This window comes from Candidatus Planktophila lacus (assembly GCF_002288325.1).
In the GTDB taxonomy this organism is placed as follows: Bacteria; Actinomycetota; Actinomycetes; order Nanopelagicales; family Nanopelagicaceae; genus Planktophila; species Planktophila lacus.
Map to the genome: position 1 here is coordinate 1,062,487 of NZ_CP016780.1, position 24,420 is coordinate 1,086,906.

At 49.0% G+C, this 24,420-nt stretch carries 25 protein-coding genes; 2 read left to right on the forward strand and 23 right to left on the reverse strand.

What is annotated here, in order from left to right:
• Positions 1-13: 13 nt before the first annotated feature.
• From araA to pcrA, 12 genes are all read right to left on the reverse strand, one after another.
• On the reverse strand, positions 14-1,525 hold the full coding sequence (gene araA / locus A1sIIB106_RS05360) for an L-arabinose isomerase (RefSeq protein ID WP_095677883.1): 1,512 nt from the start codon (positions 1,523-1,525) through the stop codon (positions 14-16).
• Positions 1,526-1,545: 20 nt separating this feature from the next.
• Positions 1,546-2,253 carry a Type 1 glutamine amidotransferase-like domain-containing protein gene (locus tag A1sIIB106_RS05365; RefSeq protein ID WP_095677615.1) on the reverse strand — a complete coding sequence of 236 codons (708 nt, stop codon included), beginning with the start codon at positions 2,251-2,253 and terminating at the stop codon, positions 1,546-1,548.
• 2 nt (positions 2,254-2,255) lie between these two features.
• A complete protein-coding gene (locus tag A1sIIB106_RS05370; RefSeq protein ID WP_095677616.1) occupies positions 2,256-3,470 on the reverse strand; it encodes an NADP-dependent isocitrate dehydrogenase in 1,215 nt (404 codons plus the stop codon).
• A gap of 12 nt (positions 3,471-3,482) precedes the next feature.
• Positions 3,483-4,448, reverse strand: a complete 966-nt coding sequence (gene mdh / locus A1sIIB106_RS05375) for a malate dehydrogenase (protein ID WP_095677617.1) — start codon at positions 4,446-4,448, stop codon at positions 3,483-3,485.
• Between the two features lie 43 nt (positions 4,449-4,491).
• A complete protein-coding gene (locus A1sIIB106_RS05380; RefSeq protein WP_095671472.1) occupies positions 4,492-4,719 on the reverse strand; it encodes a hypothetical protein in 228 nt (75 codons plus the stop codon).
• Entirely contained in the window at positions 4,707-5,549 is an 843-nt protein-coding gene (locus A1sIIB106_RS05385) for a bifunctional methylenetetrahydrofolate dehydrogenase/methenyltetrahydrofolate cyclohydrolase (RefSeq protein WP_095671473.1), read from the reverse strand. Before A1sIIB106_RS05385 ends, A1sIIB106_RS05380 begins: the two co-directional genes overlap by 13 nt.
• A 39-nt stretch (positions 5,550-5,588) precedes the next feature.
• Positions 5,589-7,130 carry a bifunctional phosphoribosylaminoimidazolecarboxamide formyltransferase/IMP cyclohydrolase gene (purH, locus tag A1sIIB106_RS05390; RefSeq protein ID WP_095677618.1) on the reverse strand — a complete coding sequence of 514 codons (1,542 nt, stop codon included), beginning with the start codon at positions 7,128-7,130 and terminating at the stop codon, positions 5,589-5,591.
• Positions 7,123-7,701: a phosphoribosylglycinamide formyltransferase gene (gene purN / locus A1sIIB106_RS05395; RefSeq protein WP_095677619.1), complete on the reverse strand. Its 579-nt coding sequence runs from the start codon at positions 7,699-7,701 to the stop codon at positions 7,123-7,125. The genes purH and purN overlap by 8 nt, the downstream gene beginning before the upstream one ends.
• The gene (locus A1sIIB106_RS05400) at positions 7,698-8,774 is read right to left on the reverse strand and encodes a cell division protein PerM (RefSeq protein WP_223299481.1); all 1,077 of its coding nucleotides are present in this window, start codon (positions 8,772-8,774) and stop codon (positions 7,698-7,700) included. Before A1sIIB106_RS05400 ends, purN begins: the two co-directional genes overlap by 4 nt.
• A 7-nt stretch (positions 8,775-8,781) precedes the next feature.
• Positions 8,782-9,663, reverse strand: a complete 882-nt coding sequence (sucD, locus tag A1sIIB106_RS05405; protein WP_095671476.1) for a succinate--CoA ligase subunit alpha — start codon at positions 9,661-9,663, stop codon at positions 8,782-8,784.
• The gene (sucC, locus tag A1sIIB106_RS05410) at positions 9,663-10,829 is read right to left on the reverse strand and encodes an ADP-forming succinate--CoA ligase subunit beta (RefSeq protein WP_095677620.1); all 1,167 of its coding nucleotides are present in this window, start codon (positions 10,827-10,829) and stop codon (positions 9,663-9,665) included. The genes sucD and sucC overlap by 1 nt, the downstream gene beginning before the upstream one ends.
• 76 nt (positions 10,830-10,905) lie before the next feature.
• Positions 10,906-13,149, reverse strand: a complete 2,244-nt coding sequence (pcrA, locus tag A1sIIB106_RS05415; RefSeq protein ID WP_095677885.1) for a DNA helicase PcrA — start codon at positions 13,147-13,149, stop codon at positions 10,906-10,908.
• Between the two features lie 28 nt (positions 13,150-13,177).
• Between pcrA and A1sIIB106_RS05420 the strand changes: the two genes are divergently transcribed.
• A complete protein-coding gene (locus tag A1sIIB106_RS05420) occupies positions 13,178-13,903 on the forward strand; it encodes a PIG-L deacetylase family protein (RefSeq protein WP_095677621.1) in 726 nt (241 codons plus the stop codon).
• Between the two features lie 13 nt (positions 13,904-13,916).
• Here the strand turns inward: A1sIIB106_RS05420 and A1sIIB106_RS05425 are convergent, their stop codons facing one another.
• Genes A1sIIB106_RS05425 through A1sIIB106_RS05445 form a run of 5 tightly spaced genes read right to left on the reverse strand, consistent with a single transcriptional unit; the run spans position 13,917 to position 19,349 of the window.
• The gene (locus A1sIIB106_RS05425; protein ID WP_095677622.1) at positions 13,917-14,594 is read right to left on the reverse strand and encodes a peptidylprolyl isomerase; all 678 of its coding nucleotides are present in this window, start codon (positions 14,592-14,594) and stop codon (positions 13,917-13,919) included.
• Between the two features lie 44 nt (positions 14,595-14,638).
• Positions 14,639-16,192, reverse strand: coding sequence for a glutamine-hydrolyzing GMP synthase (guaA, locus tag A1sIIB106_RS05430; RefSeq protein ID WP_095677623.1), 1,554 nt, complete (start codon positions 16,190-16,192; stop codon positions 14,639-14,641).
• Positions 16,193-17,302 carry a GuaB3 family IMP dehydrogenase-related protein gene (locus tag A1sIIB106_RS05435; protein ID WP_095677624.1) on the reverse strand — a complete coding sequence of 370 codons (1,110 nt, stop codon included), beginning with the start codon at positions 17,300-17,302 and terminating at the stop codon, positions 16,193-16,195.
• 11 nt (positions 17,303-17,313) lie between these two features.
• Positions 17,314-18,429: an IMP dehydrogenase gene (guaB, locus tag A1sIIB106_RS05440; protein ID WP_095671481.1), complete on the reverse strand. Its 1,116-nt coding sequence runs from the start codon at positions 18,427-18,429 to the stop codon at positions 17,314-17,316.
• Between the two features lie 44 nt (positions 18,430-18,473).
• Positions 18,474-19,349, reverse strand: coding sequence for a MerR family transcriptional regulator (locus A1sIIB106_RS05445; RefSeq protein WP_095677625.1), 876 nt, complete (start codon positions 19,347-19,349; stop codon positions 18,474-18,476).
• A 148-nt stretch (positions 19,350-19,497) separates the two neighbouring features.
• Here A1sIIB106_RS05445 and A1sIIB106_RS05450 point away from each other — a divergent pair, with 148 nt between their 5' ends.
• A complete protein-coding gene (locus A1sIIB106_RS05450; RefSeq protein WP_095677626.1) occupies positions 19,498-19,797 on the forward strand; it encodes a WhiB family transcriptional regulator in 300 nt (99 codons plus the stop codon).
• A 68-nt stretch (positions 19,798-19,865) separates the two neighbouring features.
• Here the strand turns inward: A1sIIB106_RS05450 and groL are convergent, their stop codons facing one another.
• The 6 genes from groL to tsaE form a co-directional block, all read right to left on the reverse strand.
• Positions 19,866-21,503: a chaperonin GroEL gene (groL, locus tag A1sIIB106_RS05455; RefSeq protein WP_095677627.1), complete on the reverse strand. Its 1,638-nt coding sequence runs from the start codon at positions 21,501-21,503 to the stop codon at positions 19,866-19,868.
• A 2-nt stretch (positions 21,504-21,505) separates the two neighbouring features.
• Positions 21,506-21,799 (reverse strand): co-chaperone GroES, encoded by a 294-nt coding sequence (gene groES, locus A1sIIB106_RS05460; RefSeq protein ID WP_095526936.1) that lies wholly within the window; start codon positions 21,797-21,799, stop codon positions 21,506-21,508.
• 124 nt (positions 21,800-21,923) lie between these two features.
• Positions 21,924-22,955 carry a tRNA (adenosine(37)-N6)-threonylcarbamoyltransferase complex transferase subunit TsaD gene (gene tsaD / locus A1sIIB106_RS05465; RefSeq protein ID WP_095677628.1) on the reverse strand — a complete coding sequence of 344 codons (1,032 nt, stop codon included), beginning with the start codon at positions 22,953-22,955 and terminating at the stop codon, positions 21,924-21,926.
• Positions 22,952-23,410, reverse strand: a complete 459-nt coding sequence (gene rimI, locus A1sIIB106_RS05470) for a ribosomal protein S18-alanine N-acetyltransferase (protein ID WP_095677629.1) — start codon at positions 23,408-23,410, stop codon at positions 22,952-22,954. The genes tsaD and rimI overlap by 4 nt, the downstream gene beginning before the upstream one ends.
• Complete coding sequence (tsaB, locus tag A1sIIB106_RS05475; RefSeq protein ID WP_095677630.1) at positions 23,407-23,940, reverse strand: tRNA (adenosine(37)-N6)-threonylcarbamoyltransferase complex dimerization subunit type 1 TsaB; 534 nt, start codon at positions 23,938-23,940, stop codon at positions 23,407-23,409. Before tsaB ends, rimI begins: the two co-directional genes overlap by 4 nt.
• Positions 23,937-24,374, reverse strand: a complete 438-nt coding sequence (gene tsaE / locus A1sIIB106_RS05480) for a tRNA (adenosine(37)-N6)-threonylcarbamoyltransferase complex ATPase subunit type 1 TsaE (protein ID WP_223299483.1) — start codon at positions 24,372-24,374, stop codon at positions 23,937-23,939. The genes tsaB and tsaE overlap by 4 nt, the downstream gene beginning before the upstream one ends.
• Positions 24,375-24,420 lie beyond the last annotated feature (46 nt).

Sequence of the window (24,420 nt, forward strand, 5' to 3'; positions counted from 1 at the left end):
AACGAAGGGTTCTCTAGGTAAGAGAAGAGAGCTTGTAATAAGCGCCATTCCACTTGATTTCCTTGTGGAACTCATCGCTGGTGGTCCCGGCGCTGATGCGCAAGTGCTCTACGGAGGCGATATTGGCGAAATCATTTAGGGTCTCGATATCCAAAGATGTACTCAGGACGGTGTGGTGGGAGCCGCCGGCGTAGATCCAAGATTCGGCCGAAGTGGCAAGAGATGGGGCCGGCTTCCAGACCGCACATGCAACAGGTAACTTCTTTAACTCTTTATCTGGCTTAACAACTTCGATGTCATTTGAAACGATGCGAAAACGATCACCGAGATCCATTAAACCAACTACGCGACCTTGTGCAGGTGTTGCGTTGAAAACTAAACGAACTGGGTCATCTTTTCCACCGATACCAAGTGGATGAATTTCGCACTTTGGTTTTTGATCTGTAATTGTGGGACAGACTTCGAGCATATGTGCGCCCAAAACTTTTGGTTCGCCAGGTCCGAAGTGATAGGTGTAATCCTCCATAAATGAAGTTCCACCTTTCAGGCCTTCGGTCATGCTCTTAATAATGCGAAGTAGTGCTGATGTTTTCCAGTCTCCTTCCCCACCAAAGCCATAACCCTTCGACATCATGCGTTGCACTGCTAAACCTGGGAGTTGCTTGAGGGCTCCTAGATCTTCAAAGTTAGTTGTAAATGCGGTGAAGTTTCCGGCTTCTAAGAATCGCTCGAGCGCAATTTCAAGAGATGCCTGATAGCGCAGTGAATCGTGGCGGGCTCCACCTTTTTTAAGTTCGGCAGAAACTTCAAAGATCTTTTCATACTCGGCAACTAGCGAATCAATTGCGCTCTCTTCAACTGCAGCAACGGCGTCGACAAGTGCGTTTACACCGTATGCCTCAATAGACATGCCAAGTGCAATCTGCGCACTTGTCTTATCGCCATCGGTAACTGCGACATAACGCATATTGTCGCCAAAGCGAGCCAGCTTTAAGTTCTGCGCGGTGTGCCAACCAATTGCGGCGCGCATCCAATGTGCGATGCGAGTAGTGACGGTCTTATCTGAAACGTGGCCAGCGACAACTTTGCGCGCCATATGAAGTCGAGCTTGAACATGTCCATGTTCGCGGTCTCCGTGCGCTGCCTGGTTTAGATTCATGAAATCCATATCGATGGTTTCCCATGGAAGTTCAGAATTTGCTTGGGTATTTAAATGCAAGATCGGAACTTGCAGCGCATTTAGGCCGCCGATCCACATCTTTGCCGGTGAAAATGTATGCATCCAGGTAATAACGCCAATGCAATTTGGATTGGCAGATGCTTCTAAACAGAGCGCCTTAATTGCTTCAGGCGTTGTAAGAACTGGCTTCCAGGTAGCTTTAATCGGAAGATCACTTGCTGCATTAAGCGTTGCGACTACTTGCTTAGATTGTTCGGCGACTTGGGCCAAAATATCTTCACCATAAAGTGGCTGGCTTCCTGTGAGAAACCAAACTTCTAAACTTTTTTCGCTAAGTGATTTCATTCTGGAATAGTACATGAGGCCTAGTTATAGGGAAATAGTTCCTCGCTCATTTCAAACTCTCCACGCAATATGTGAACATTGCCGGCGCCGTACTTGCGCCACTTATCGGTAAGTACCAACGCAGTATTTTCATCGATGCCCAACAGGGCGGTGTCGGCATCTTTTCGAACAATCGCCGCGGTTACGCGATCTGGTAACCAACCCAAGAACTTGTCATAGTGTGGAATAACTTCTATATCCGGCAAGAGATTTAAGCCGGTGCTGATATGCGATCTGCGGATGCCAATAATTTTTCCGCCAAAGGCCATTGCGCCAGCGGAACACCCAGCAAGCGAAGCGCCATCGCGCCAGCTCTGCACAATCACTTGCCACATTGGAGTATCGACAAATATTTCTGCCAAATGAACTGGGTCTCCCCCAGAAAAGTAAATCAAACCAGCGCTCTTGATCTCGGCAATCCACTGTTCATTGAAAGCATCTTCACGAGTAAGCACTGGCAGATATTTCACTTCGCAACCTATTCGTGCGCCTTGTTCGGCACCGCGTTGGCGCCAAAAATCTAAACGGTCATCGCCTTCTTTCCCGGCGGCGGTAGGAATCTGTACATAAGTATTTGATTTACCGCGAGAAATACCGAAGCGCAGTAGCTCTGCTTCGAGCAACTGCGCTTCGCGTAAATATTCTCCAGAACCAACTAGCGCTAAAGCACCCGGTTGGTGGTCAGGCATGATTAAGCCATTGCAACTTTCAAGTTCTCATCAATTGAATTGAGGAACTCTTGAGTTGTTTGGTATGGCGCATCCTTTGAGATGAGAAGAGATAGATCCTTAGTCATCTTTCCTTGCTCAACTGTTTCGATACATACGCGCTCGAGAGTTGCACAGAACTTCGCGAGTTCCGCGTTGTTATCGAGTTTGGCGCGGTGGGCAAGACCCTGTGTCCACGCAAAGATTGATGCGATTGGGTTTGTTGATGTCGCCTTACCTGCTTGGTGATCGCGGTAGTGGCGAGTAACTGTTCCGTGCGCTGCCTCTGATTCGCAGATCTTTCCATCTGGAGTCATAAGTACTGAGGTCATCAATCCTAGTGAGCCGTAACCTTGTGCGACGGTATCTGATTGCACATCGCCGTCGTAGTTCTTACAGGCCCAGACATATCCACCTTCCATGCGAAGTGACATTGCGACCATGTCATCGATTAGGCGGTGCTCGTACCAAATGCCAGCAGCATCAAATTGTGGCTTGAACTCAGCTTGGAAGATCTCTTCAAAGATATCTTTAAAGCGACCGTCGTATGCCTTAAGAATTGTGTTCTTGGTTGAAAGGTAAACCGGGAACTTACGAAGTAGTCCGTAGTTAAGTGAAGCGCGGGCAAAGTCGCGGATTGAATCATCTACGTTGTACATCGCCATTGCCACGCCTGAAGATTCGAAGTTAAAGACTTCAGTGTTAATTGGCGCAGAGCCATCTTCAGGAACGAATGAGATCGTTAGCTTTCCTGGACCTGGAACTTTGAAATCAGTTGCGCGGTATTGATCGCCAAATGCGTGACGGCCGATAACGATTGGCTTAGTCCAGTGAGGAACCAATCGTGGCACGTTTGAAATGATGATTGGCTCGCGGAAGATCACTCCACCCAAGATATTGCGGATTGTTCCGTTAGGTGACTTCCACATCTTCTTAAGGCCGAACTCTTCAACGCGGGCTTCATCAGGGGTAATAGTTGCGCACTTGATACCAACGCCATGCTTTTGGATAGCGCGGGCAGAGTCAACAGTTACTTGATCATCAGTGGCATCGCGGTGTTCCATACCTAGGTCGTAGTACTCAAGATTTACATCAAGGTAAGGAAGGATTAAGGAATCTTTGATGAACTGCCACATGATGCGGGTCATCTCATCGCCATCTAGTTCGACGACAGTTCCGGTTACTTTGATTTTGCTCATATCTTTTCCTTACTAGAGAGTCTGTACATCTGCCTGCTTGGCACGGACTGCTTCCGCAGCTTCCTTTAGCCCAGCAAGTTCTGAATCGGTGAGTTTTGTTTCTACAACTTTCTTTACACCAGAGCGACCGATCTCGGCTTCGACTCCGAGGTAAACACCAGAGATTCCGTATTCGCCATCTACCCAAGCGCATACTGGCATTACCGCACCTGAATCTTCGATTACCGCTTTAGCCATACGCGCTGCTGCAGCAGATGGTGCGTAGTAAGCAGAACCGGTCTTAAGTAGTGCAACAACTTCTGCGCCACCGTTACGAGTGCGATCAACGAGTTCATCAATTTCTGCCTGTGAAAGAAGTTCGGAAAGTTGCTTTCCATCTACAGTGCAACGGCTTGGGACTGGCACCATCGTGTCACCATGTGATCCAAGAGTTAGCGTCTTGACTGAACCAACGGCAACGCCAAGTTTTTCAGCAACAAAGTTTGTAAAGCGTGCTGTATCAAGCATTCCTGCCTGGCCCATCACGCGATTCTTTGGAAAGTTAGTTGCAAGCTGAGTAAGCGCTGTCATTTCATCGAGTGGATTTGAGACCACAATGATCACTGCATTAGGTGAGTGCTTTGCAATATTTTCAGCAACGCCGCGAACGATTCCGGCATTTACACCGATCAGATCCATACGGCTCATACCTGGTTTACGTGGCAAGCCTGCTGTAATGACAACAACATCAGAGTTTGCAGTTGCTTCATATCCTGCGCCATCAGCAGTTGTAGTCGCACCGATGATCTTGGTTTCAAATCCTTCGATAGAACGTGATTGGTTCATATCAAGCGCCAAGCCTTCAGGCTTTCCTTCGAGGATATCTGTGAGCACAACGGTTTCGAAGATGTTGTATTCAGCTAGACGAAGGGCAGTTGTTGAGCCGTAGAAACCAGCTCCGACAACGGTGACTTTTCCGGAAATTGCTTTGGCAGACATAACCGACTCTTTCTCTTACGTTCTCTTGATATCGAGAGAAACTCTACAACCCGCGCGGAAGTGAAATCGCCACGGCCAAGAGGGCCAGCGCTATTCCGAGGGCTAAATACCGTTCAACTTTTCCAGTTTTCCAATGTGCGATCGCAATCACACCCATACCGATGGCGATCGCGATCGAGCCGAGGCGAACAAAGGATGCCACCCCAGCTAGAAAACCAAGGCCAATGATTAGGTATGCCAGACGCACACCGATTGAATTTATCTCTCGCATGCTTCAACAACATTCTGAAGCAACATCGCCCGAGTCATCGGTCCGATTCCACCAGGCATAGGCGCAACAAAAGAGGCAATGTTCATAACACCTGGGTCAACATCTCCGAGTAAACCAGCAGAAGTTCTAGAGATTCCAACATCAATAACAACTGCGCCCTGTTTAATATCGCTCGCCTTTAAGAAATGTGCGCTACCAATTGCAGCGATAACAATGTCGGCACGCTTAGTGTGTGAAAGCAAATCTTTAGTGCCGGTGTGGGTCAGAGTTACTGTGGCATTTTCTTGCTTGCGAGTTAGCAGCAACCCAAGTGGACGTCCCACTGTTAGGCCGCGACCAATAACCACAACTTCTGCACCTGCTAGCGGAATTTTGTAATGGTTGATTAATTCGACGATGCCTCGCGGAGTGCATGGAAGTGGTGCATCAAAACCAGAGACAAGTCGACCTAAGTTAATTGGATGTAGACCATCAGCATCTTTTACCGGATCAATTGATTCCAGAACTAATTGAGTATTTATCCCTTTGGGAAGCGGCAGTTGCACGATATATCCAGTGCACTCTTTAGCGTTGTTTAAATCCTTGATTGCTGCAAGCACATCGGCTTGCGATGCATCTGCCTTTAGATCAACGCGAATTGAATTGATTCCGACTTCTTGGCAGTCGCGATGTTTTCCCGCAACATAAGAAATAGAACCTGGGTCATCGCCAACGAGAACTGTTCCGAGACCTGGCGCAATCCCATTAGCCTTTAGCGAGGTTACGCGTGCAGCAAGTTGCCCTTTGATGGTGGCGGCAAGTGCTTTGCCATCAAGGATTGTTGCTGTCATAACTCCAGATCCTATTCGAGTTAGTTGTGGCTAGCGAAATTAGGCGTGCGAGAAGTGGCGTGTGCCAGTAAAAAACATTGCAATTCCTGCGGCGTTTGCTGCTGCAATTACTTCTTCATCGCGAACGCTGCCACCTGGCTGCACAACCGCTGTTACACCGGCATCGATCAGAATCTGTAAACCATCTGCAAACGGGAAGAAGGCATCACTTGCCGCAACTGTTCCGGCAACGCGATCGCCAGCGCGCGCAACTGCAAGTTTTGCAGAGTCCACGCGATTTACTTGGCCCATTCCGATTCCGATTGCTGCCCCATTGTGTGCCAACAAGATCGCATTGCTCTTAACTGCGCGCACCGAGCGCCAAGCAAATTCGAGATCAGCTAACACTTCAGCGGAAACTGCAGCACCTGTCACTTGCTTCCAGTTAGCTGGAGAATCACCTTCGGCGCTGATCTTGTCGGTATCTTGAAGAAGTACTCCACCTGATACGGGGCGAATTTCAAAGGGCGATAGAAAGGTATTAGCGCAGGTGAGAATTCTGATGGAAGGTTTACGCATCAGAATTTCCAACGCTGCTGGTTCGTACTCTGGAGCGATTATTACTTCAGTAAAAATCTGAGACAGCGGTTCGGCCATAGCAACGGTTACTTTGCGATTTGCCGCTACGACTCCCCCAAATGCTGAAACGGGATCACATGCATGCGCTGCTAAATAAGCGCTAGCGATATCTTTACCAGTTGCTATTCCACATGGGTTGGCATGTTTAATGATTGCAACACAAGGCTGTTGGTGATCTAACGCTGCGCGCCAAGCGGCATCAGCATCGGTGTAGTTATTAAATGACATCTCTTTGCCATGGCTCTGCACGGCGTTAACAATTCCCGGAGGACCACCGCGATAGATCGCCGCCTTCTGATGCGGGTTCTCACCGTAACGAAGCGAACTCTCACGGTTCCAGATCAAGCCAAACCAATCTGGAATATCCATACTGATCTGTGTGCCGAGCCAACTAGCGATTGTTAAATCGTATTCAGCTGTGGTGCGGAAAACTTCTAGAGCAAAGCGGCGTCGTTCTTCTAAAGTGGTTCCGCCTGCTTTTAACGCTGCAAATAAGTCGTCATATTGCGAGACCTTAGAGATAACTGCGACGGAACCGTGGTTCTTAGCAGCACCACGCAACATTGATGGACCGCCGATATCAATTTGTTCGATGCATTCGGCATATTCGGCGCCAGACATGATCGTCTGCAAGAACGGATAGAGATTGATAACAACTAAATCAAAAGGCTCGATATCTAATTCTGCTATCGCCGCTAAATGTTCGGGATTATCTTGATCGGCCAATATGCCTGAGTGAATCTTTGGGTGCAGGGTCTTTACGCGACCACCCATAATCTCGGGAAAACCGGTGTAAGAACTGACTTCGGTAACTGCGTAACCTGCTTGGGCTAACGTCTTTGCAGTAGATCCAGTTGAAAGTATTTCAATCTTGGCTTCGGTTAAAACCTTGCCGAGTTCTAAAAGACGATCTTTATCGTAAACGCTTACAAGTGCGCGACGGATAGCTTTGCGGTCAGTCATGAGACCTCACTGATTCGTTCAGTAGTTGTTGCAACGTCGCGACATAGAGACGTCTTTCGACAATCTTAATGCGTTCATGCAACGACTCTTCAGTATCGCTAGGCGTGATTTCAACTTCTTCTTGAGCGATTATCGCTCCGGTATCTACTCCCGCATCAACCCAGTGGATGGTGGTCCCAGTTTTTCTAGCGCCAGCGGCCAGCGCATCTCGAACCGCGTGGGCGCCTGGAAAGAGCGGCAACAAAGCTGGATGGCTATTTACGATCTTAAATTTAGATACACAATCGGCCGAAAGGATCCGCATAAAGCCCGCACTAACAACGAGGTCAGGTTGTAAATCAGTTAGCGCTGAAATAATTTGTAGATCCCAATCCAAACGATTTGCTGACACCGCAATTACTTTGCTCGGGATGCCTGCTGACTTTGCGCGATCTAATACCTTGGCACTTGCTTGATCAGAGATCACGCAGGCGATCTCTGCTTTTAAGTCACCGCTGTGCTGCGCATCGATAATTGCTTGGGCGATACTTCCGCTACCTGAAGCCAGTATGACGATTCGCGGATTAGTCATCGTTTAGCGCGAATTCTTATCTGCGGCAGTAGAACTACCAGCGCGATTCCTAAAGCAATCTCAACTGCGATTGAAAGGGTGAATTTCCAAATTGATAAGCCAACCGCGCTCATTGCCGGCGTCATTAAAGAACCGCTGGCTAGATAACTTAAAAGAGCGGTTGCGATCAAGAGATGTACGAAACTTTGAATAAGTGTTGTGGTACTAGAGCTCTGTGCCCAGATCGCAAGAGCAGCGCCTACGACTACAACTAGTGCGACCGCAATTAGCGCCCACCGTGAAGAAGTTGTAGGAAGCACTGATAGAAGAGGAAGTGCGGGTAGTTCACCTAAGCGATGCGTGAATGGTGAGACTAAAGTTCCGGCGCCAACTGCAAAGCCAGTTCCGGTGAAGTATCCGAGTATCGATAGCGCCGCATTGGGAAGATAGAAAGCATTTAGCGCAAATAGTAAGAACGAGCCGAGAATCCCCGGTTGTAAGACGATTGAGATATTTTTAAAGGTCGCAGTATTTGTAAAGATCAAAATTGCAAGAATGATAAATGAGAAGCCAAGCAAGATTGATAGAACGCGGCTTGCTAAAGATGCTGCCTGCGAAATTCGAACTCGTGATCCGGCAGTTAATGCCGCTAGGTAGGCGATCCCAAAGGTAAATATGGGCGTTAGATACCACTGTGGTGACACGTTGGTTGAACGGCTAAAGAGCGAAAGAAGTGTTGCGACCAATGCATATTGACCGGCAAAGATTGAACGAACGCTATTAATGTTATGAAAGTCGCCGTGTAATTTACTAAGGGCTTTAGTGAATCCAACTCGAAGGGCAAAGAATGGGATCAACATCGCACCAATCGGAAGGAAAGATAGATACCCAATCGTTGTTCCGCTTAAGTTAAATGGAATGTGGTGCGCACCTAGCCAGAGCCAGAGCGCTGCCCGCATTGGGTCTGAAGTATTTCCAGTTGCGCTTCCAGCTGTCGCCCAGGCGATTAGAGATATAAAGGCAAGCGGAAGAAGGATTACAAAGACGCTACGCAAAACCTGTGCAAACGAGACCGCTAGGACACGTTGCAACATTTGACCGCTAGCGACCGAGTATGGCGCGCATTAAGCGCGCAGTTTCACTTGGAGTTTGTCCGACCTTAACGCCAGCTGCCTCAAGAGCATCTTTCTTTGCTTGCGCAGTTCCAGATGACCCAGAAACGATTGCGCCTGCATGGCCCATCGTCTTTCCTTCTGGCGCAGTAAATCCAGCGACGTAACCTACAACTGGCTTGGTTACATATTCAGCGATAAATGCAGCAGCGCGCTCTTCAGCATCTCCGCCGATTTCACCGATCATAACAATTGCAGTTGTATCAGGATCATCTTGAAAAGCCTTTAGGCAATCAATATGTGTTGTACCGATTACGGGATCTCCACCGATACCAACTGCTGTAGAGAAGCCGATGTCGCGGAGTTCGTACATCATTTGGTAGGTAAGAGTTCCGGACTTAGAAACTAATCCGATTGGTCCGCGCTTGGTGATATCTGCAGGGATGATTCCGACATTTGACTGTTCTGGGCTGATCAGACCTGGGCAGTTTGGCCCGATGATCTGCGTTGTGCCCTTTTGCAATGAGTATGCGTAGAAGTATGCAGAGTCATGAACTGGAATACCTTCAGTGATCACAACAACTAGCGGCATCTTGGCATCAATAGCATCGATAACCGCAGCCTTTGCAAACTTTGGCGGAACGAATACAACTGAAACATTTGCCCCAGTTGCAGCCATTGCCTCAGCAACGGTGTTAAAGACTGGAAGTTGATGGCCATCGATATCGACGCTTTGTCCGCCTTTACCTGGCGTAACTCCACCAACAACTTTGGTGCCTGATGCCAACATGCGACGAGTGTGCTTGGTTCCTTCAGAACCAGTCATACCCTGAACAATTACCTTGCTTGCAGAATTAATAAAGATAGACATTACTTTGCCGCCAATTCTGCAGCGCGTGATGCTGCTCCATCCATAGTTTCAGCCTGCTCAATAAGCGGGTGGTTGGCTGCCTTCAAGATTGCGCGGCCTTCAAGGACGTTGTTGCCATCAAGGCGAACAACGATTGGCTTAGTGGCCTTTGCGCCAAGTAGCTCAAGTGCTTGCACAATGCCGCTTGCAACAGCATCACAAGCGGTGATTCCGCCGAATACATTTACAAATACGCTCTTTACATCAGGATCGCCCAAGATGATTGAGAGTCCATCGGCCATTACTTGGGCAGATGCTCCGCCACCGATGTCGAGGAAGTTTGCAGGACGCATGCCGCCGAATTTTTCGCCAGCATATGCCACAACATCGAGCGTTGACATAACCAGGCCAGCACCGTTGCCGATGATTCCAACCTGACCGTTATCTAGTTTTACGTAATTCAAACCTTTTTCTTTAGCCGCCGCTTCAAGCGCGTTTGCTGCATCGTGATCTACAAGCGCCTCATGTGTTGGTTGACGAAATTCCGCGTTGTCATCGAGAGTCACTTTGCCATCGAGTGCGATGATGCGACCATCTTCGGTCTTAACAAGTGGGTTGATTTCAACGAGAGTGGCATCTTCAGATTGGAAGGTTTCCCATAGTTTTACAAGAACATCTGCAACTTGATCTGCGATATCTGCTGGGAACTTAGCCTGCGCAACGATCTCTTTCGCTTTCGCAAGTGAGATTCCATCAACAGCAGTTACTGGAACCTTGGCAAGTTTTTCAGGTGCAGTGTGTGCAACTTCTTCGATATCCATACCGCCGGCAACTGATGCCATTACAAGGAATGTACGGTTTGAGCGATCTAGCAAAATCGACATGTAGTACTCGTCCACAATTGGCGCAGCTTGCGCGATCATAACTTTGTGAACTGTGTGGCCTTTAATATCCATTCCGAGAATGGCGCCGGCTTTCTCTTTCGCATCGTTTGCATCAACGGCAAGTTTTACACCGCCTGCTTTTCCGCGACCGCCAACTTTTACTTGGGCTTTAACAACTACCTTTCCACCCATTGCAGATGCTGCAGCGAATGCTTCATCAGCGGTAGTCGCAACAGCGCCTGCTAAAACAGGTACGCCGTGCTTTTCAAAGAGGTCACGTGCTTGATATTCAAAGAGATCCACAGATAACTACCATTCGAAGAATTACTAGCTCGTCTTTGTGCTAGCGGATGTGGATAATCCTAATCCTTGCGAAAGGCTACAAAACCACAACAGGGGCATAGCGCAGCAAGAGGCGTTTTTCGCCGTATTGGCCGAAGTTGATCGTCGCCTCTGATTTATCGCCTTCACCCGCTAGCGCCACAACGGTGCCGAGACCGAATGTGTCATGTGACACACGCTGACCAACTTCAAGAACCATCGCAGAAGATGTTTTGCCGGTCGCTCTCGGCGGAGGTGTTGTCGGAGTACGACGGCGAAGTCCAGAACTTCCAGATGAAGATGAGGAACGCGCTTCGTTCTTCCATTCGATTAAATCAGTTGGAATTTCATCTAAGAAACGAGAACCAGGGTTGTATTTAGGAGTTCCGAAAGTTAAACGATATTCCGCGCGCGAAATATAAAGTCGTTTTTCCGCACGCGTTAAACCAACGTATGCCAAGCGACGTTCTTCTTCAATCTCTTTTGGATCATCCAAGGTGCGTGCATGCGGAAAGATTCCATCTTCCATACCGGTGAGAAATACCGTCGGGAATTCAAGACCTTTTGCAGTGTGCAGAGTCATCAAGGTAACAACTCCCCCATGATCTTCACCATCGGGAATGTCGTCTGCATCGGCAACTAGCGAAACTTTTTCCAAAAATCCAGAGAGCGAAATTTCTTCATCTTCACCGAGCTCTTCAATTGGGCGTTCTTCATATTCCATTGATGCCGAGACAAGTTCCTTTAAGTTTTCAACTCGTACTTCATCTTGCGGATCGGTACTGGCCTCAAGTTCAGTCAGTAACCCTGATTGTTCAAGCACCGCTTCGATAATCACAGATGGCTTGGTCTTGGCTTCAACTAGGACAGAAAGGGCGGTAAGCATTGAGGTAAATGTGCCGATGGATTGCGCCGCTTTATTGGGAACGCTTGTTGCCTCAGTAACGCGCAGCAGCGCTTGCCAGAAAGAGATTCCGTTGGCCTGAGAAAAGATTTCTACTTCTTCGAGGGCGCGATCGCCAACCCCACGTTTTGGAAAGTTGATGATGCGGCGCAGCGAGACTTCATCATCTGGGTTAGCCAGCACGCGCAGGTAGGCAAGGAGATCTTTAACTTCTTTTCGTTCATAGAAGCGCAAGCCCCCAAAGACTTTGTATGGAATGGCAGCGCGCATAAAGATCTCTTCAAAGATACGAGATTGGGCATTTGTACGATAGAAAACCGCAGTATCTCCTGGATTGGAGTAACCCATATCTTGCAGTGAGCGGATTTCAGACTTTACGAATTCGGCTTCGTCATATTCGGATTCAGCGACATAACCGACAAGCGGTGCACCAGCACCGGCATCAGACCACAAGTTCTTCTCTTTACGAGATTCGTTCTGGGTAATAACTGCGTTCGCTGCGTTAAGGATATTTTGTGTTGAACGATAGTTTTGCTCTAGTAAGACGGTGGCAGCATTTGGATAGTCGACTTCGAACTGCAAAATATTGCGGATCGTTGCACCGCGGAAACCATAGATAGATTGGTCGGCATCGCCCACCACGCAGAGTTCGGCAATTGGAAAGCCATCGCCTTCGGTGCCGGTGAGCTCTTTAACTAAAACATATTGTGCGTGATTGGTGTCCTGATATTCATCCACCAAGATGTGGCGAAAGCGGGAACGAAAGCGCGCCTTGGTTTCAGGGGATTGTTGCAAAACCTGCACCGTCTTCATAATCAAATCATCGAAATCTAAAGCGTTGGCCTGCTTAAGGCGCTTTTCATACATCGTATAAACATCAGCGACGATAGTTTCAAATTGGTTCTGGGCCGCAGATAGATATTGATAAGGAGTTTGCAGCTCGTTCTTGGCATTTGAAATTAGCGATTGGAATTGGCGTGCGGGATAGCGCTTGGGATCAAGGTTTAAAGTCTCCATCACCCGCGAAATTAACTTCTGCGAATCGGCAGAGTCGTAGATACTGAAGGTGCTGCTGTAACCCAGACGTTCGATCTCTTGGCGAAGCAAGCGCACGCAAGCAGAGTGAAAAGTTGAGACCCACATTGATTTTGCGATCGGACCTACAAGTTCGGTGACGCGATCTTTCATCTCACCAGCTGCTTTATTGGTAAAGGTGATCGCAAGAATTTCGTAAGGTTTAACAGACCGCGCCGCCATTAAGTAAGCGATACGACGAGTAAGAACTCGCGTCTTTCCAGATCCCGCACCTGCCACCACTAAAAGAGGCGCGCCTTCGCTGGCAACCGCTTTCTGCTGCTGCGGATTAAGCCCCGCCAGTAGCGCTTGCGTATCAACCATGGCGCGGAGTCTATTAGGCTTAACTGTCATGGAGCCGCTACCAAATTCAGAGATAAAGCGCGTACTTGTCATCAACGCACATCCCGATGACTCTGATTTTGGCGCATCCGGAACTATCGCCCAATGGGTCAAGGCGGGCATTGAAGTCGCCTATGTCTTCTGTACTAATGGCGATCAAGGCGGCGAAGAATCGGGCTTCACCAAAGAAGAGATGCCAGCGATCCGCCAGCGCGAACAACGCGCAGCAGGTGCCGCAATCGGCGTCACCGACATTACATTTTTAAATTATGTTGACGGACATCTCGAACCAACACTTGGACTTCGCAAAGATATCGTCCGCCAAATTCGCATCAGCAAACCAGATCGCATGGTCTGCCAATCACCAGAGCGCAATTGGGATCGGATCGGCGCTAGCCACCCAGATCATTTAGCTGCAGGTGAGGCGGCGATCCAAGCGGTTTACCCAGATGCGCGAAATCCTTTTGCATTCACCGATTTATTAGATAACGAGGGCTTGCAACCACATCGCGTTAAAGAAGTTTGGATGATGGGCTTTGCAAACCCTGATCACTGGGTTGATATCACCGATACCTTTGATATGAAGATGAAGGCGTTAAACGCACATGCATCACAGACTGCGCACAATAAGGAACTTGAAAATATGGTGCGCGAGTGGGGTCAACGTAACGCTGGTATGGGCGGATTGCCTGAAGGTCGTATCGCTGAAGCTTTTAAGATTATCAATACCAATTAATAAATCTAAAAAATTATCGAACAGTCACCGATTTAATCTCGATCGGCTGTACCGGAATTCCATCGCCTGCGTAGTAAGCGTTTCCGGTTGATTGATCAACTTGGTACGCGCCAACTTTTTCAATGCGAAGCAGTAGCGGCAAACCCGTCTTGATCTTGCCCCAGATTGTGTAGCTCGGTGGAAGTGTTGTGTCCTTATAGACCAAGAAGAACTGGCTGCCGTTGGTATTTGGGCCAGAGTTAGCCATAGCTACTGTTCCTGCGGGATAGGTAAGAATCTTCTTAGTTGGAAGGTTCTCGTCTTTATAGCCTTTCCAAGAACCAGGTGAACCATTTCCTTGCGCTGAAGGATCTCCGCATTGCAGAACATAAATGCCTTCAGTAGTTAGGCGGTGGCAGAAAGAGCCATCAAAATATTTAGAACGAGCAAGCGTTGCTAAGTTGGTAACGGTTTGTGGCGCTGCTGGATCAAGCGCGATAGTAATAACACCACAATTTGTAGTAATCGTCATCGTCTTTGCAAGTTTCTTGTCAACGCTAGTTGGTTGCTTAAGCGTTGCTGGCACATGCGCCTTTGACGTTGGCTTGGCGCAACCCTTAACTGAAGTTGGGCGTTCAGCGGCAGGCGCAGCTGTTGGAGTTAATGAAGCAACAGCGATTGCCAGGGCACAGAGCGCAGAAATTCTTTTCATAGTCGGGTTCCTATTCCCATTCATTCTCTTTGCGAGTGTTCATTTCATTCCCACTCGATCGTTCCAGGCGGCTTACTCGTAACATCCAATACAACTCTGTTTACTTCGCGAACCTCATTGGTAATTCTCGTAGAAATTTTCTCTAGAGTTTCGTAAGGCACGCGCGACCAGTCTGCGGTCATTGCATCTTCACTTGATACCGGACGTAAAACTATTGGGTGGCCATAAGTACGGCCATCGCCTTGCACACCAACGCTTCGTACATCAGCCAAAAGAACTACTGGGCATTGCCAGATCTGACGATCAAGTCCTGCCGCCTTTAACTCTTCGCGCGCAATTAAATCTGCATGGCGCAGAATTTCCAGGCGATCTTGCGTTACTTCACCGATGATGCGAATACCGAGCCCTGGACCTGGGAATGGTTGGCGCCAAACGATTTCTTCAGGAAGGCCGAGCTCTAAACCAACTTGGCGAACTTCATCTTTAAATAAAGTGCGAAGTGGTTCGACAAGAGTGAACTTCAAATCATCTGGAAGACCACCAACATTGTGGTGTGACTTAATGTTTGCAGTACCTGTACCGCCGCCTGATTCAACGACATCTGGGTAAAGGGTGCCCTGTACTAAGAATTCAACATCTCCCCCGGCTGCGATATCTCGCGCTGCCTTTTCGAAGGAACGAATAAATTCACGGCCAATAATCTTGCGCTTAGTTTCCGGATCGGTGACTCCAGCAAGGGCACTTAAAAATTGATCAACTGCGTCGACAACTACTAGATCAATACCGGTGGCTGCTACAAAGTCACGCTGTACTTGTTCGGATTCGCCGCTGCGCAGCAAACCGTGGTCTACGAATACACAAGTTAGCTGAGCACCTACTGCGCGCTGCACGATTGCGGCAGCAACTGCTGAATCAACGCCACCTGAAAGTCCGCAGATAACGCGCTTGCTGCCAATTAGCGTCTTCGCTTTAGCAACTTCATTCTCGGCAATGTTTCCGGTTGTCCAGTTCGGTGTGCAACCGGCGATGTTGATCAACCAGTTTTTTAGGATTGCTTGGCCGTGTTCAGAATGTAGAACTTCGGGGTGGAACTGAACGCCGGCAATCTTTCCGCTGGCATCTTCGAAAGCGGCAATAGGAGTATCTGCTGTTAATGCACAGATAGTAAAACCTGCAGGTGCTTGAGTCACCGCATCGCCGTGCGACATCCAAACTCTCTGTGACGCAGGTAGCGTTGCAAAGATCTTAGAGCTTACTTCCGCTTTAATTTCAGTGCGGCCGAATTCTGATTTACCTGTCTGGCTTACAACGCCACCAAGAGCTGCGGCCATTGCTTGGAAGCCGTAACAAATTCCAAATACTGGAATACCGAGTTTTAGAATTTCAGCATCAAACTTTGGTGCGCGATCTGCATAAACACTTGAAGGCCCGCCCGATAGAACAATTGCTGATGGCGCCTTGGCCGAAACTTCTGCAGCGGTGATATGTGATGGAACGATCTCAGAAAAGACATTTGCTTCGCGAACGCGGCGTGCGATCAACTGCGCATATTGCGCACCAAAATCAACGACCAGTACGCCGTTCTGCGAATTACTCATTTACGCCCCGTGAATGATTACTTCTACGCGCTGGAATGACTTAACATCTGAATAACCAGAGGTTGCCATTGCGCGGCGAAGTGCGCCAAATAGGTTCATTGAGCCATCAGATGTATGTGATGGTCCGTTAAGAATTTCTTCAAGTGTGCCAACGGTGCCAACATTTACGCGCTCACCGCGTGGAAGTTCTTGGTGATGTGCTTCAGATCCCCAGTGCCAGCCAAGTCCTGGCGCCTGTGTTGCCTTTGCAAGTGGAGAGCCCATCATTACCGCATCTGCGCCAACGGCAATTGCCTTTGCGATATCACCAGAGCGACCAACTGAACCGTCTGCAATAACGTGAACATATCGTCCACCTGATTCATCTAAGTATTCACGGCGCGCTGCAGCTACTTCAGCAACAGCAGATGCCATTGGAACTTCGATACCTAAAACTTTGCGAGTTGTGTGTGCAGCGCCGCCACCGAAACCAACTAGAACACCAGCTGCTCCTGCGCGCATCAAGTGCAGCGCACCTGTTGCAGTAGCGACTCCACCAACAATTACTGGCACATCTAGTTCGTAGATGAATTTCTTGAGGTTAAGCGATGAATCATCATGTCCAACATGTTCTGCAGAAACTGTTGTTCCACGAATTACGAATATATCTACGCCAGCATCGATAACTGCCTTGTGAAGTTCAGCAGTGCGCTGTGGTGAAAGTGATGCCGCAACTGTGACACCAGAATCTCGAATTGTTTTGATGCGCTCTTTGATTAACTCTGGGCGAATCGGTGCGCTGTAAATTTCTTGCATACGTCGAGTTGCATGCTTATCTGGCATCGATGCGATTTCACCGAGCGGAATGCGGGGATCGTCATAACGAGTCCAAAGACCTTCTAGGTTCAGAACTCCGAGTCCACCAAGTCTTCCAATTTCAATTGCAGTTTCAGGAGAAACAACAGAGTCCATTGGCGCGGCCATCATTGGAATTTCAAATTTATAAGCATCGATCTGCCACGCAGTTGAAACATCTTCTGGGTTTCGAGTACGACGGCTTGGAACGATGGCGATATCGTCAAATGAGTAAGCCTGGCGGGCGCGTTTTCCTGGTGCGATCTCGATATCCATAGCGGCCTTCCTTAGCTCTTCTTGCTGTAGTTAGGGGCATCGGCAACGTGCAAGACATCGTGAGGATGGCTCTCTTGTAGCCCTGCTGCAGTAATTTGAATTAAGCGACCTTCACGGCGCAGCGTTTCGATATCGGGTGCGCCGGCATAACCCATTCCGCTGCGCAGTCCGCCAACGAGTTGGTGTACAACTTCAGCAACTGGGCCGCGGTAGGCAACTCTTCCTTCGATACCTTCAGGGACAAGTTTGTCTTCAGATAAAACATCGTCTTGCATGTAGCGATCTTTGGAATATGACTTCTGTTCTCCGCGAGATTGCATCGCACCTAGTGAACCCATGCCGCGATATGCCTTGTACTTTCGGCCATCGATTTCAACGAGTTGTCCTGGTGATTCTTCGCAACCAGCAAGAAGTGAACCAAGCATTACTGAATTTGCACCAGCAACAATTGCCTTAACAATGTCACCTGAATATTGAAGACCACCATCTGCGATTAGCGGAATTCCCGCCTTGTTACATGCCTTAGCTGCTTCCATGATCGCGGTAATTTGTGGAACACCAACACCTGCAACAACGCGCGTTGTGCAGATTGATCCGGGACCAACGCCAACCTTTACCGCATCAGCACCTGCGTTAATTAGCGCTTGCGCACCGGCGCGAGTTGCGACGTTGCCACCGATTATTTCGATAGTGGACGAAAACTTTTTAATGCGTTCGATCGCATCTAAGACAGCGCGGTGATGGCCATGTGCGGTATCAACTACAACTACATCTACGCCAGCTTCGATTAAAGCTTGGGCGCGAGCAAACCCATCATCGCCAACTCCAACAGCAGCTCCGGCTAAACCAACGTTCTTAACTAATTTAACGTGGGTTACTTGTTCTTCAATCGGAAGGTTGCGGTGAATGATTCCGATACCGCCGGCCTTGGCCATAGCGATCGCCATCGTTGATTCGGTGACGGTATCCATCGCAGATGAAACGACGGGAACGGCAAGTGAAATATTTCGAGTTAACCAGGTTGCGGTGTTTACTTCGCTAGGAACAACCTCAGAGGCATCTGGCAATAAGAGCACATCGTCGTAAGTCAGCCCGAGCATCGCGACTTTGTCGTTATCGCTGCTCATGAGCCCTCCGTACTGTGGTTGAGCGCCCTAGTCTAACTTGAGTTTTAGGCTCCTAAAGCCTGCTTAATCTGCGCGCAGGCTAGAGATAAATCATCAGCAAATGCCACATCGCCGCATTGATCGCGATCCCATCCCGGACCGCCCAAGATAAAGCGGGGCGCTGGGCGGATTGCAGGGATATCACGGAAGAATTTTGGGTCACCATTTTTTGATAGTTGTGCCCAAAGGAAAACAGCAGGTGGGGCGCTGCGGGTGACAACATTTGATAACGCCTCTAGCGGGGTGCGTGCACCTAAGAAATGGCAATCAACTTTCGCTTCAGCAAGGGCGGCATGAAGTGCATGCAACGCTAAGCAGTGAAGTTCTTCACCTACGGATGCCAATAAAACTGGACGAGAATTTAGCGGCGTCTTTAGCTGCTTTGATCGTTCGCGCAGAATTGCAGTAATGGTTTCAGAGAGTAAATGTTCGACTTCAATTCCGGTGCCTGTTTCTTGCCAGGCATCTCCTACTATTACTAATACGGGAACAATGACTTCCTGCCAACTATCAATAACCCCATATTTTTCAATATCTTTACGCAAGATACTTTCTACAAAATTTCGATCGAGTGAATTGGCTGCTTTGACAATTGCAGCGACAACATCTTCGCGAACTTCAAAAGTCTTTAAAATCTTTTCTACCTTTACTTCGCCTTTATGGGCCAGCGCTTGTTCTGCAGCATCTGCCGGGGCAACGCCAGCAGAGATCAATCGACGCATCAGAGTTAACTTGGCGAGATCACTGGCGCAATATCTGCGGTGTTCGCCGGCTTCGTGGCTGGAAGGTCCCAGGCCATAACGGCGAGCCCAGGTCCGCAGAGTTGCTGGGGCTACGCCGATTTGGCGGGCAACGGCTGCAACCGTCAGGAGCTCTTCCATGCGCCTATGGTGGCGTGAACTGGCCCACCTCACCACTTGAAACACGCTCACACCGTGACGAAACGAACAACTTTTGACCCGATAGGTACTTGAACAACCTATGGCGCGGTTGTATGGTTGGGCTAATCAACAAGGCAAGGAGAAAAACATGGCTGAACTAACACGTCTTCCGCTTCCAATCGCAGATCATTGGGAATGGCAGTACGAAGGCGCCTGTCGCGAACTTCCTGCTGAGATGTTCTTTCATCCAGATGGGGAACGCGGCCCACGTCGTCGCAATCGCGAGAACGCGGCGAAGGCTGTCTGCGCAACATGCCCAGTAATCCAGGCCTGCCGCGCACATGCGCTAGCAGTGCAAGAGCCATACGGAATCTGGGGCGGTTTATCTGAAGATGATCGCGCAGTATTGCTTGGCAAAGAAAAGCCAACTATTTACGAAGCATCATAAGAAATTAAAGAAAAATCCCCCGCACTCAGTGAGTGCGGGGGATTTTCTATTTACAAATTAGTGGCTACTTAGTGTGAGTGTCCTCCGGGACCATGTGAATGACCATGTCCGCCAGCTGCTTCGGCAACTTCATCTGCTGGACGCTCGTAAACAACCGCTTCAGTTGTAATGAACATCGCTGCAATTGATGCCGCGTTTGCAAGTGCTGAACGAGTGACCTTAACTGGATCGATTACGCCATCTTTTGCAAGATCGCCGTAGACATCAGTTGCTGCGTTAAAGCCTTCGTGGGCCTTAAGCGCACGAACCTTTGCAACTACTACGTAGCCTTCAAGTCCTGCGTTCTCTGCGATCCAACGAAGTGGTTCATCGCAAGCCTTGCGGACAAGACGAACGCCTACTGCCTTATCGCCAGTGAATCCAAGATCGCCTTCAAGAGCATCAGCTGCATGCACAAGTGCTGCGCCTCCGCCGATAACGATTCCTTCTTCAACTGCTGCGCGAGTTGCAGAGATCGCATCTTCAAGACGGTGCTTCTTCTCTTTCAACTCAACTTCAGTGTGTGCGCCAACCTTGATTACGCAAACGCCACCTGCGAGTTTTGCAACGCGCTCTTGTAGCTTTTCGCGATCCCAGTCAGAGTCGGTGTTAGCGATCTCGTTGCGGATCTCAGAGACGCGTGCAGCAACGACTGCCTTATCCCCTGCTCCATCAACGATCGTTGTTGCATCCTTAGTGATAACGATGCGACGAGCCTTGCCGAGATCCTCAATATTTACCTGATCTAGCTTCATACCAACTTCAGCAGAGATCACTGTGCCGCCGGTCAAGATTGCAATATCTTGCAACATCGCCTTGCGACGATCGCCGAAGCCAGGTGCCTTAACTGCCGCTGATGTAAATACTCCGCGCATACGGTTTACAACGAGAGTTGAAAGCGCTTCGCCTTCAACATCTTCAGCGATGATCAGAAGTGGCTTATTTGCTTGCGCAACCTTTTCAAGTACTGGCAGCAACTCTGCGAGCGCAGAGATCTTGTTGCCTGAGATCAATACGAAAGCATCCTCGAGGATTGCTTCCATACGATCTTGATCAGTTACGAAATATGGAGAGATGTAACCCTTATCGAATTGCATACCTTCAGTGAACTCAAGTTCCAGCGCTGTAGTTGATGCTTCTTCAACGGTGATTACGCCATCTTTGCCGACCTTATCCATCGCTTCAGCAATTAACTCGCCGATTGCGCGATCTTGGGCAGAGATTGTTGCAACGTCTGCGATCTGCGCCTTGTCTTTTACGACAGTTGCGTTCTCGGCTAAACGTGCAGATATAGCAACAACTGCTGCTTCGATACCTTGCTTTAGATCCATTGGCTGTGCGCCAGCGGCTAAGTTGCGAAGGCCTTCTTTAACCATTGCTTGGGCAAGCACGGTTGCTGTTGTTGTTCCGTCACCGGCAACATCGTTGGTCTTTGTCGCAACTTCCTTTACGAGCTGTGCGCCCATATTTTCTGCTGGATCTGAAAGTTCGATCTCCTTAGCGATTGTCACGCCATCGTTTGTGATGGTCGGTGCGCCAAAAGACTTTGAGATAACGACGTTACGTCCCTTAGGACCTAGCGTTACCTTTACGGTGTCAGCGAGGATATTTACTCCACGCTCCATCGCGCGACGAGCTTTCTCGTCGAATTCAAGAATTTTTCCCATTACTACTTCTCGATTACAGCGAGAATGTCACGGGCTGAAAGTACGAGGTACTCCTCGTTGTTGTACTTAACTTCAGTTCCGCCGTACTTGCTGTAGAGAACAACGTCGCCGACCTTGACATCCATAGGAACGCGAACGCCGTCATCGAAACGACCAGGACCTACGGCAACAACGGTGCCTTCCTGTGGCTTCTCTTTTGCAGTATCAGGGATAACAAGACCTGAAGCTGTGGTTGTTTCAGCCTCTGAGGCCTTTACAACGATGCGATCTTCGAGTGGCTTAATGGCAACTGCCATGGTGGTGCTCCTTTTATCTAGTTGTTACGTATAAAACTTCCTCTTTGGGAAGCCTGCGCGAATTAGCAGACTCGACCCTTGAGTGCTAACGCTAAGCCTAGGGGGCGTTATTCCCAGCGGCAAATTAAAGACTTACGCGCTCAACTGGCAGCGCAGAGTCAGCATCGAAGGCTTGTGGGCCAGGGGCTCGGCCAGCGGCGACCATCAGCGAGCCTAGGGCCGCGACCATCGCCCCGTTATCGGTGCAAAGGGCTGGGCTTGGAATCCGTAGGCGAACCCCAGCCTGGGCACAGCGCTCTTCGGCGACTGCGCGAAGACGTGAGTTAGCGGCGACTCCGCCTGCAATAACAAGTGAATCGATTCCGCTGGCTTTGCATGCAGCAAGTGATTTCTGCAGAAGTACATCGACGATTGATTCTTGGAAAGAAGCGGCAACGTCGGCTTTTGCATAATCCGGTGTGCTTTCTAAGTAACGAGCTACCGCCGTCTTTAAACCAGAGAATGAGAAATCATAAGGACGAGTTGCCCAGTCGTTGCTCGTTGTTAAACCACGCGGGAAGTCGATGGCAGTTGGTGAACCAGATTGTGCTGTGCGATCGATTGCGGGGCCGCCCGGAAAACCAAGTCCCATAACGCGGGCAATTTTATCGAAGGCTTCACCGGCGGCATCATCCATAGTCGCACCGAGTTTAGTAATCGATGAAGTTATGTCATCGACTTGCAAAAGCGATGAGTGGCCACCACTTACCAAAAGTGCGATCGTTGGATTAGTTGGCTGATCGTGAGTTAGAAAATCAACGCTGACGTGCGCCGCTAAATGGTTTACGCCATATAAAGGTTTACCAAGTCCAAGTGCTAAACCACTTGCCGATGCAACACCGACAAGAAGTGCGCCAACTAAACCAGGGCCTGCAGTGACTGCAACTGCATCAACATCTTTCAATGAAATCTTCGAATCTTTAACGGCCTTTTCAATGCTGGGCAGCATCGCCTCTAAATGTGCACGGCTCGCGATTTCAGGTACAACTCCCCCGAAGCGCGCATGCTCATCAACGCTAGAAGCAATTACATTGGCAAGCAGCGTGCGTCCGCGGACAATGCCGATTGCCGTTTCATCACAGGAAGTCTCAATGCCCAGGACTATTGGCTCGCTCATGCGCCAAACTCCTTACGCATCACAAATGCATCTAAGCCTTGGCCGTAATAATTTTTACGTGTGGCAATAGTTTGATAACCCAACTTTTCATACAAGGCGATGGCGCTTGAGTTCTCGGTTCCGACTTCTAGCATCATCGCCAAGGCTTGCTTCTCTTTAGACCATTTTTCGAGTTCGCCCATGAAGTGCGTGGCAATGCCTTTTCGCGCATATTCAGGCAGTACTGCCACCGTTAAAACATCGGCTTCAACGCCTGGGGCTACGACTAATACTGCGGCATAGCCAATGATCTGATCTTCCGCGTTTGTGGCAACTAAGAAGTGGCGAATTGTTGGAACGCCTTGGAAGGCTTCCTTAAATTGTCCGGTTGTCCATGGTGAATCGGCGAAAAGAACTCGCTCCATTGAAACTAGAACCGGAAGATCGAGTTGAATCGCGGCGCGGTAGCTAATCATTTACGCTCCGCGGTTGGTACTGCATCTGGACGTCGCAAGTACATTGGTTCTGAAATATCCTGTGACTTACTGAGCGCCACCAACTTCTTTAGATCTGGATACTGATCGATAATGAAGTCACTTACTTCGGCAGGTTTACTAACTTCAGGGCCAGCAACTCGCTTTCCATCTTTATAACTAGCCCAGTAAATCTCCTTGCGGCGCGCATCGATAGCAACCGTGTATTCACTCTTATCTATTGCAATTGCATCCAATGAGCAAACACCCATAACGGGAATATCACGTGCCATGGCAAATGTGTGAGCAAATGTTATGCCAACTCTTAAACCAGTAAATGGCCCTGGCCCCATACCGACAACTACTTGATCTGGCTTTGAGCAAACCGCTAAAGCTTTGACAACGAGTTCAGTAATCGCAAAACCATGTTCGGTGGCTCCTTCATGAAAGCTTTCAAATAGGACTTTATCGCCGTCGAGAATTCCGACAATTGTTCGTGAAGTTGCCGTATCAATTGCCAATGAAATTGTCATAGTTTGAAGCCCGCCCAACGAGGGCCAACCGCACGAATCGTGACTTCACGTTCCTCATCGGTGCGATCAATTTCAATCTCTAAGCGATCATCTGAAAGGCGAGCAGATTCGGCGCCACCCCATTCGATAACCGTGACTGCACTTTCGCGCGGCGTATCAAGATCGAGATCATCTAAGTAAAGAGCTGCATTGCCACTTTCAAGTAAGCGATAGGCATCGACATGAATTAACGAGAGCGCACCCTTATGAATGCGAGAGATAACAAAGGTTGGCGAAGTAACTTCGTTAAAGCCCAACGCTGATCCAATTCCTTGTACAAGAACCGTTTTACCTGCACCGAGCGGGCCATTTAGAAGAATCAAATCACCGGCGCGCAATTGAGAACCAAGTTGTTGGCCCAGGCCGAACATCTCTTGCGCCGTAGAAATCTTCACTCACGAAGGATAGTTGGTAATAAAAAGTAGAGAATGCGAAAGGGCC

What these genes read in the sequence shown, in the direction of transcription:
- araA (WP_095677883.1), bottom strand. Translation starts at nt 1,525, where the DNA reads ATGAAATCACTTAGCGAAAAAAGTTTAGAAGTTTGGTTTCTCACAGGA.
- A1sIIB106_RS05365 (WP_095677615.1), bottom strand. Translation starts at nt 2,253, where the DNA reads ATGCCTGACCACCAACCGGGTGCTTTAGCGCTAGTTGGTTCTGGAGAA.
- A1sIIB106_RS05370 (WP_095677616.1), bottom strand. Translation starts at nt 3,470, where the DNA reads ATGAGCAAAATCAAAGTAACCGGAACTGTCGTCGAACTAGATGGCGAT.
- mdh (WP_095677617.1), bottom strand. Translation starts at nt 4,448, where the DNA reads ATGTCTGCCAAAGCAATTTCCGGAAAAGTCACCGTTGTCGGAGCTGGT.
- A1sIIB106_RS05380 (WP_095671472.1), bottom strand. Translation starts at nt 4,719, where the DNA reads ATGCGAGAGATAAATTCAATCGGTGTGCGTCTGGCATACCTAATCATT.
- A1sIIB106_RS05385 (WP_095671473.1), bottom strand. Translation starts at nt 5,549, where the DNA reads ATGACAGCAACAATCCTTGATGGCAAAGCACTTGCCGCCACCATCAAA.
- purH (WP_095677618.1), bottom strand. Translation starts at nt 7,130, where the DNA reads ATGACTGACCGCAAAGCTATCCGTCGCGCACTTGTAAGCGTTTACGAT.
- purN (WP_095677619.1), bottom strand. Translation starts at nt 7,701, where the DNA reads ATGACTAATCCGCGAATCGTCATACTGGCTTCAGGTAGCGGAAGTATC.
- A1sIIB106_RS05400 (WP_223299481.1), bottom strand. Translation starts at nt 8,774, where the DNA reads ATGTTGCAACGTGTCCTAGCGGTCTCGTTTGCACAGGTTTTGCGTAGC.
- sucD (WP_095671476.1), bottom strand. Translation starts at nt 9,663, where the DNA reads ATGTCTATCTTTATTAATTCTGCAAGCAAGGTAATTGTTCAGGGTATG.
- pcrA (WP_095677885.1), bottom strand. Translation starts at nt 13,149, where the DNA reads ATGGTTGATACGCAAGCGCTACTGGCGGGGCTTAATCCGCAGCAGCAG.
- A1sIIB106_RS05420 (WP_095677621.1), top strand. Translation starts at nt 13,178, where the DNA reads ATGGAGCCGCTACCAAATTCAGAGATAAAGCGCGTACTTGTCATCAAC.
- A1sIIB106_RS05425 (WP_095677622.1), bottom strand. Translation starts at nt 14,594, where the DNA reads ATGAAAAGAATTTCTGCGCTCTGTGCCCTGGCAATCGCTGTTGCTTCA.
- guaA (WP_095677623.1), bottom strand. Translation starts at nt 16,192, where the DNA reads ATGAGTAATTCGCAGAACGGCGTACTGGTCGTTGATTTTGGTGCGCAA.
- A1sIIB106_RS05435 (WP_095677624.1), bottom strand. Translation starts at nt 17,302, where the DNA reads ATGGATATCGAGATCGCACCAGGAAAACGCGCCCGCCAGGCTTACTCA.
- guaB (WP_095671481.1), bottom strand. Translation starts at nt 18,429, where the DNA reads ATGAGCAGCGATAACGACAAAGTCGCGATGCTCGGGCTGACTTACGAC.
- A1sIIB106_RS05445 (WP_095677625.1), bottom strand. Translation starts at nt 19,349, where the DNA reads ATGGAAGAGCTCCTGACGGTTGCAGCCGTTGCCCGCCAAATCGGCGTA.
- A1sIIB106_RS05450 (WP_095677626.1), top strand. Translation starts at nt 19,498, where the DNA reads ATGGCTGAACTAACACGTCTTCCGCTTCCAATCGCAGATCATTGGGAA.
- groL (WP_095677627.1), bottom strand. Translation starts at nt 21,503, where the DNA reads ATGGGAAAAATTCTTGAATTCGACGAGAAAGCTCGTCGCGCGATGGAG.
- groES (WP_095526936.1), bottom strand. Translation starts at nt 21,799, where the DNA reads ATGGCAGTTGCCATTAAGCCACTCGAAGATCGCATCGTTGTAAAGGCC.
- tsaD (WP_095677628.1), bottom strand. Translation starts at nt 22,955, where the DNA reads ATGAGCGAGCCAATAGTCCTGGGCATTGAGACTTCCTGTGATGAAACG.
- rimI (WP_095677629.1), bottom strand. Translation starts at nt 23,410, where the DNA reads ATGATTAGCTACCGCGCCGCGATTCAACTCGATCTTCCGGTTCTAGTT.
- tsaB (WP_095677630.1), bottom strand. Translation starts at nt 23,940, where the DNA reads ATGACAATTTCATTGGCAATTGATACGGCAACTTCACGAACAATTGTC.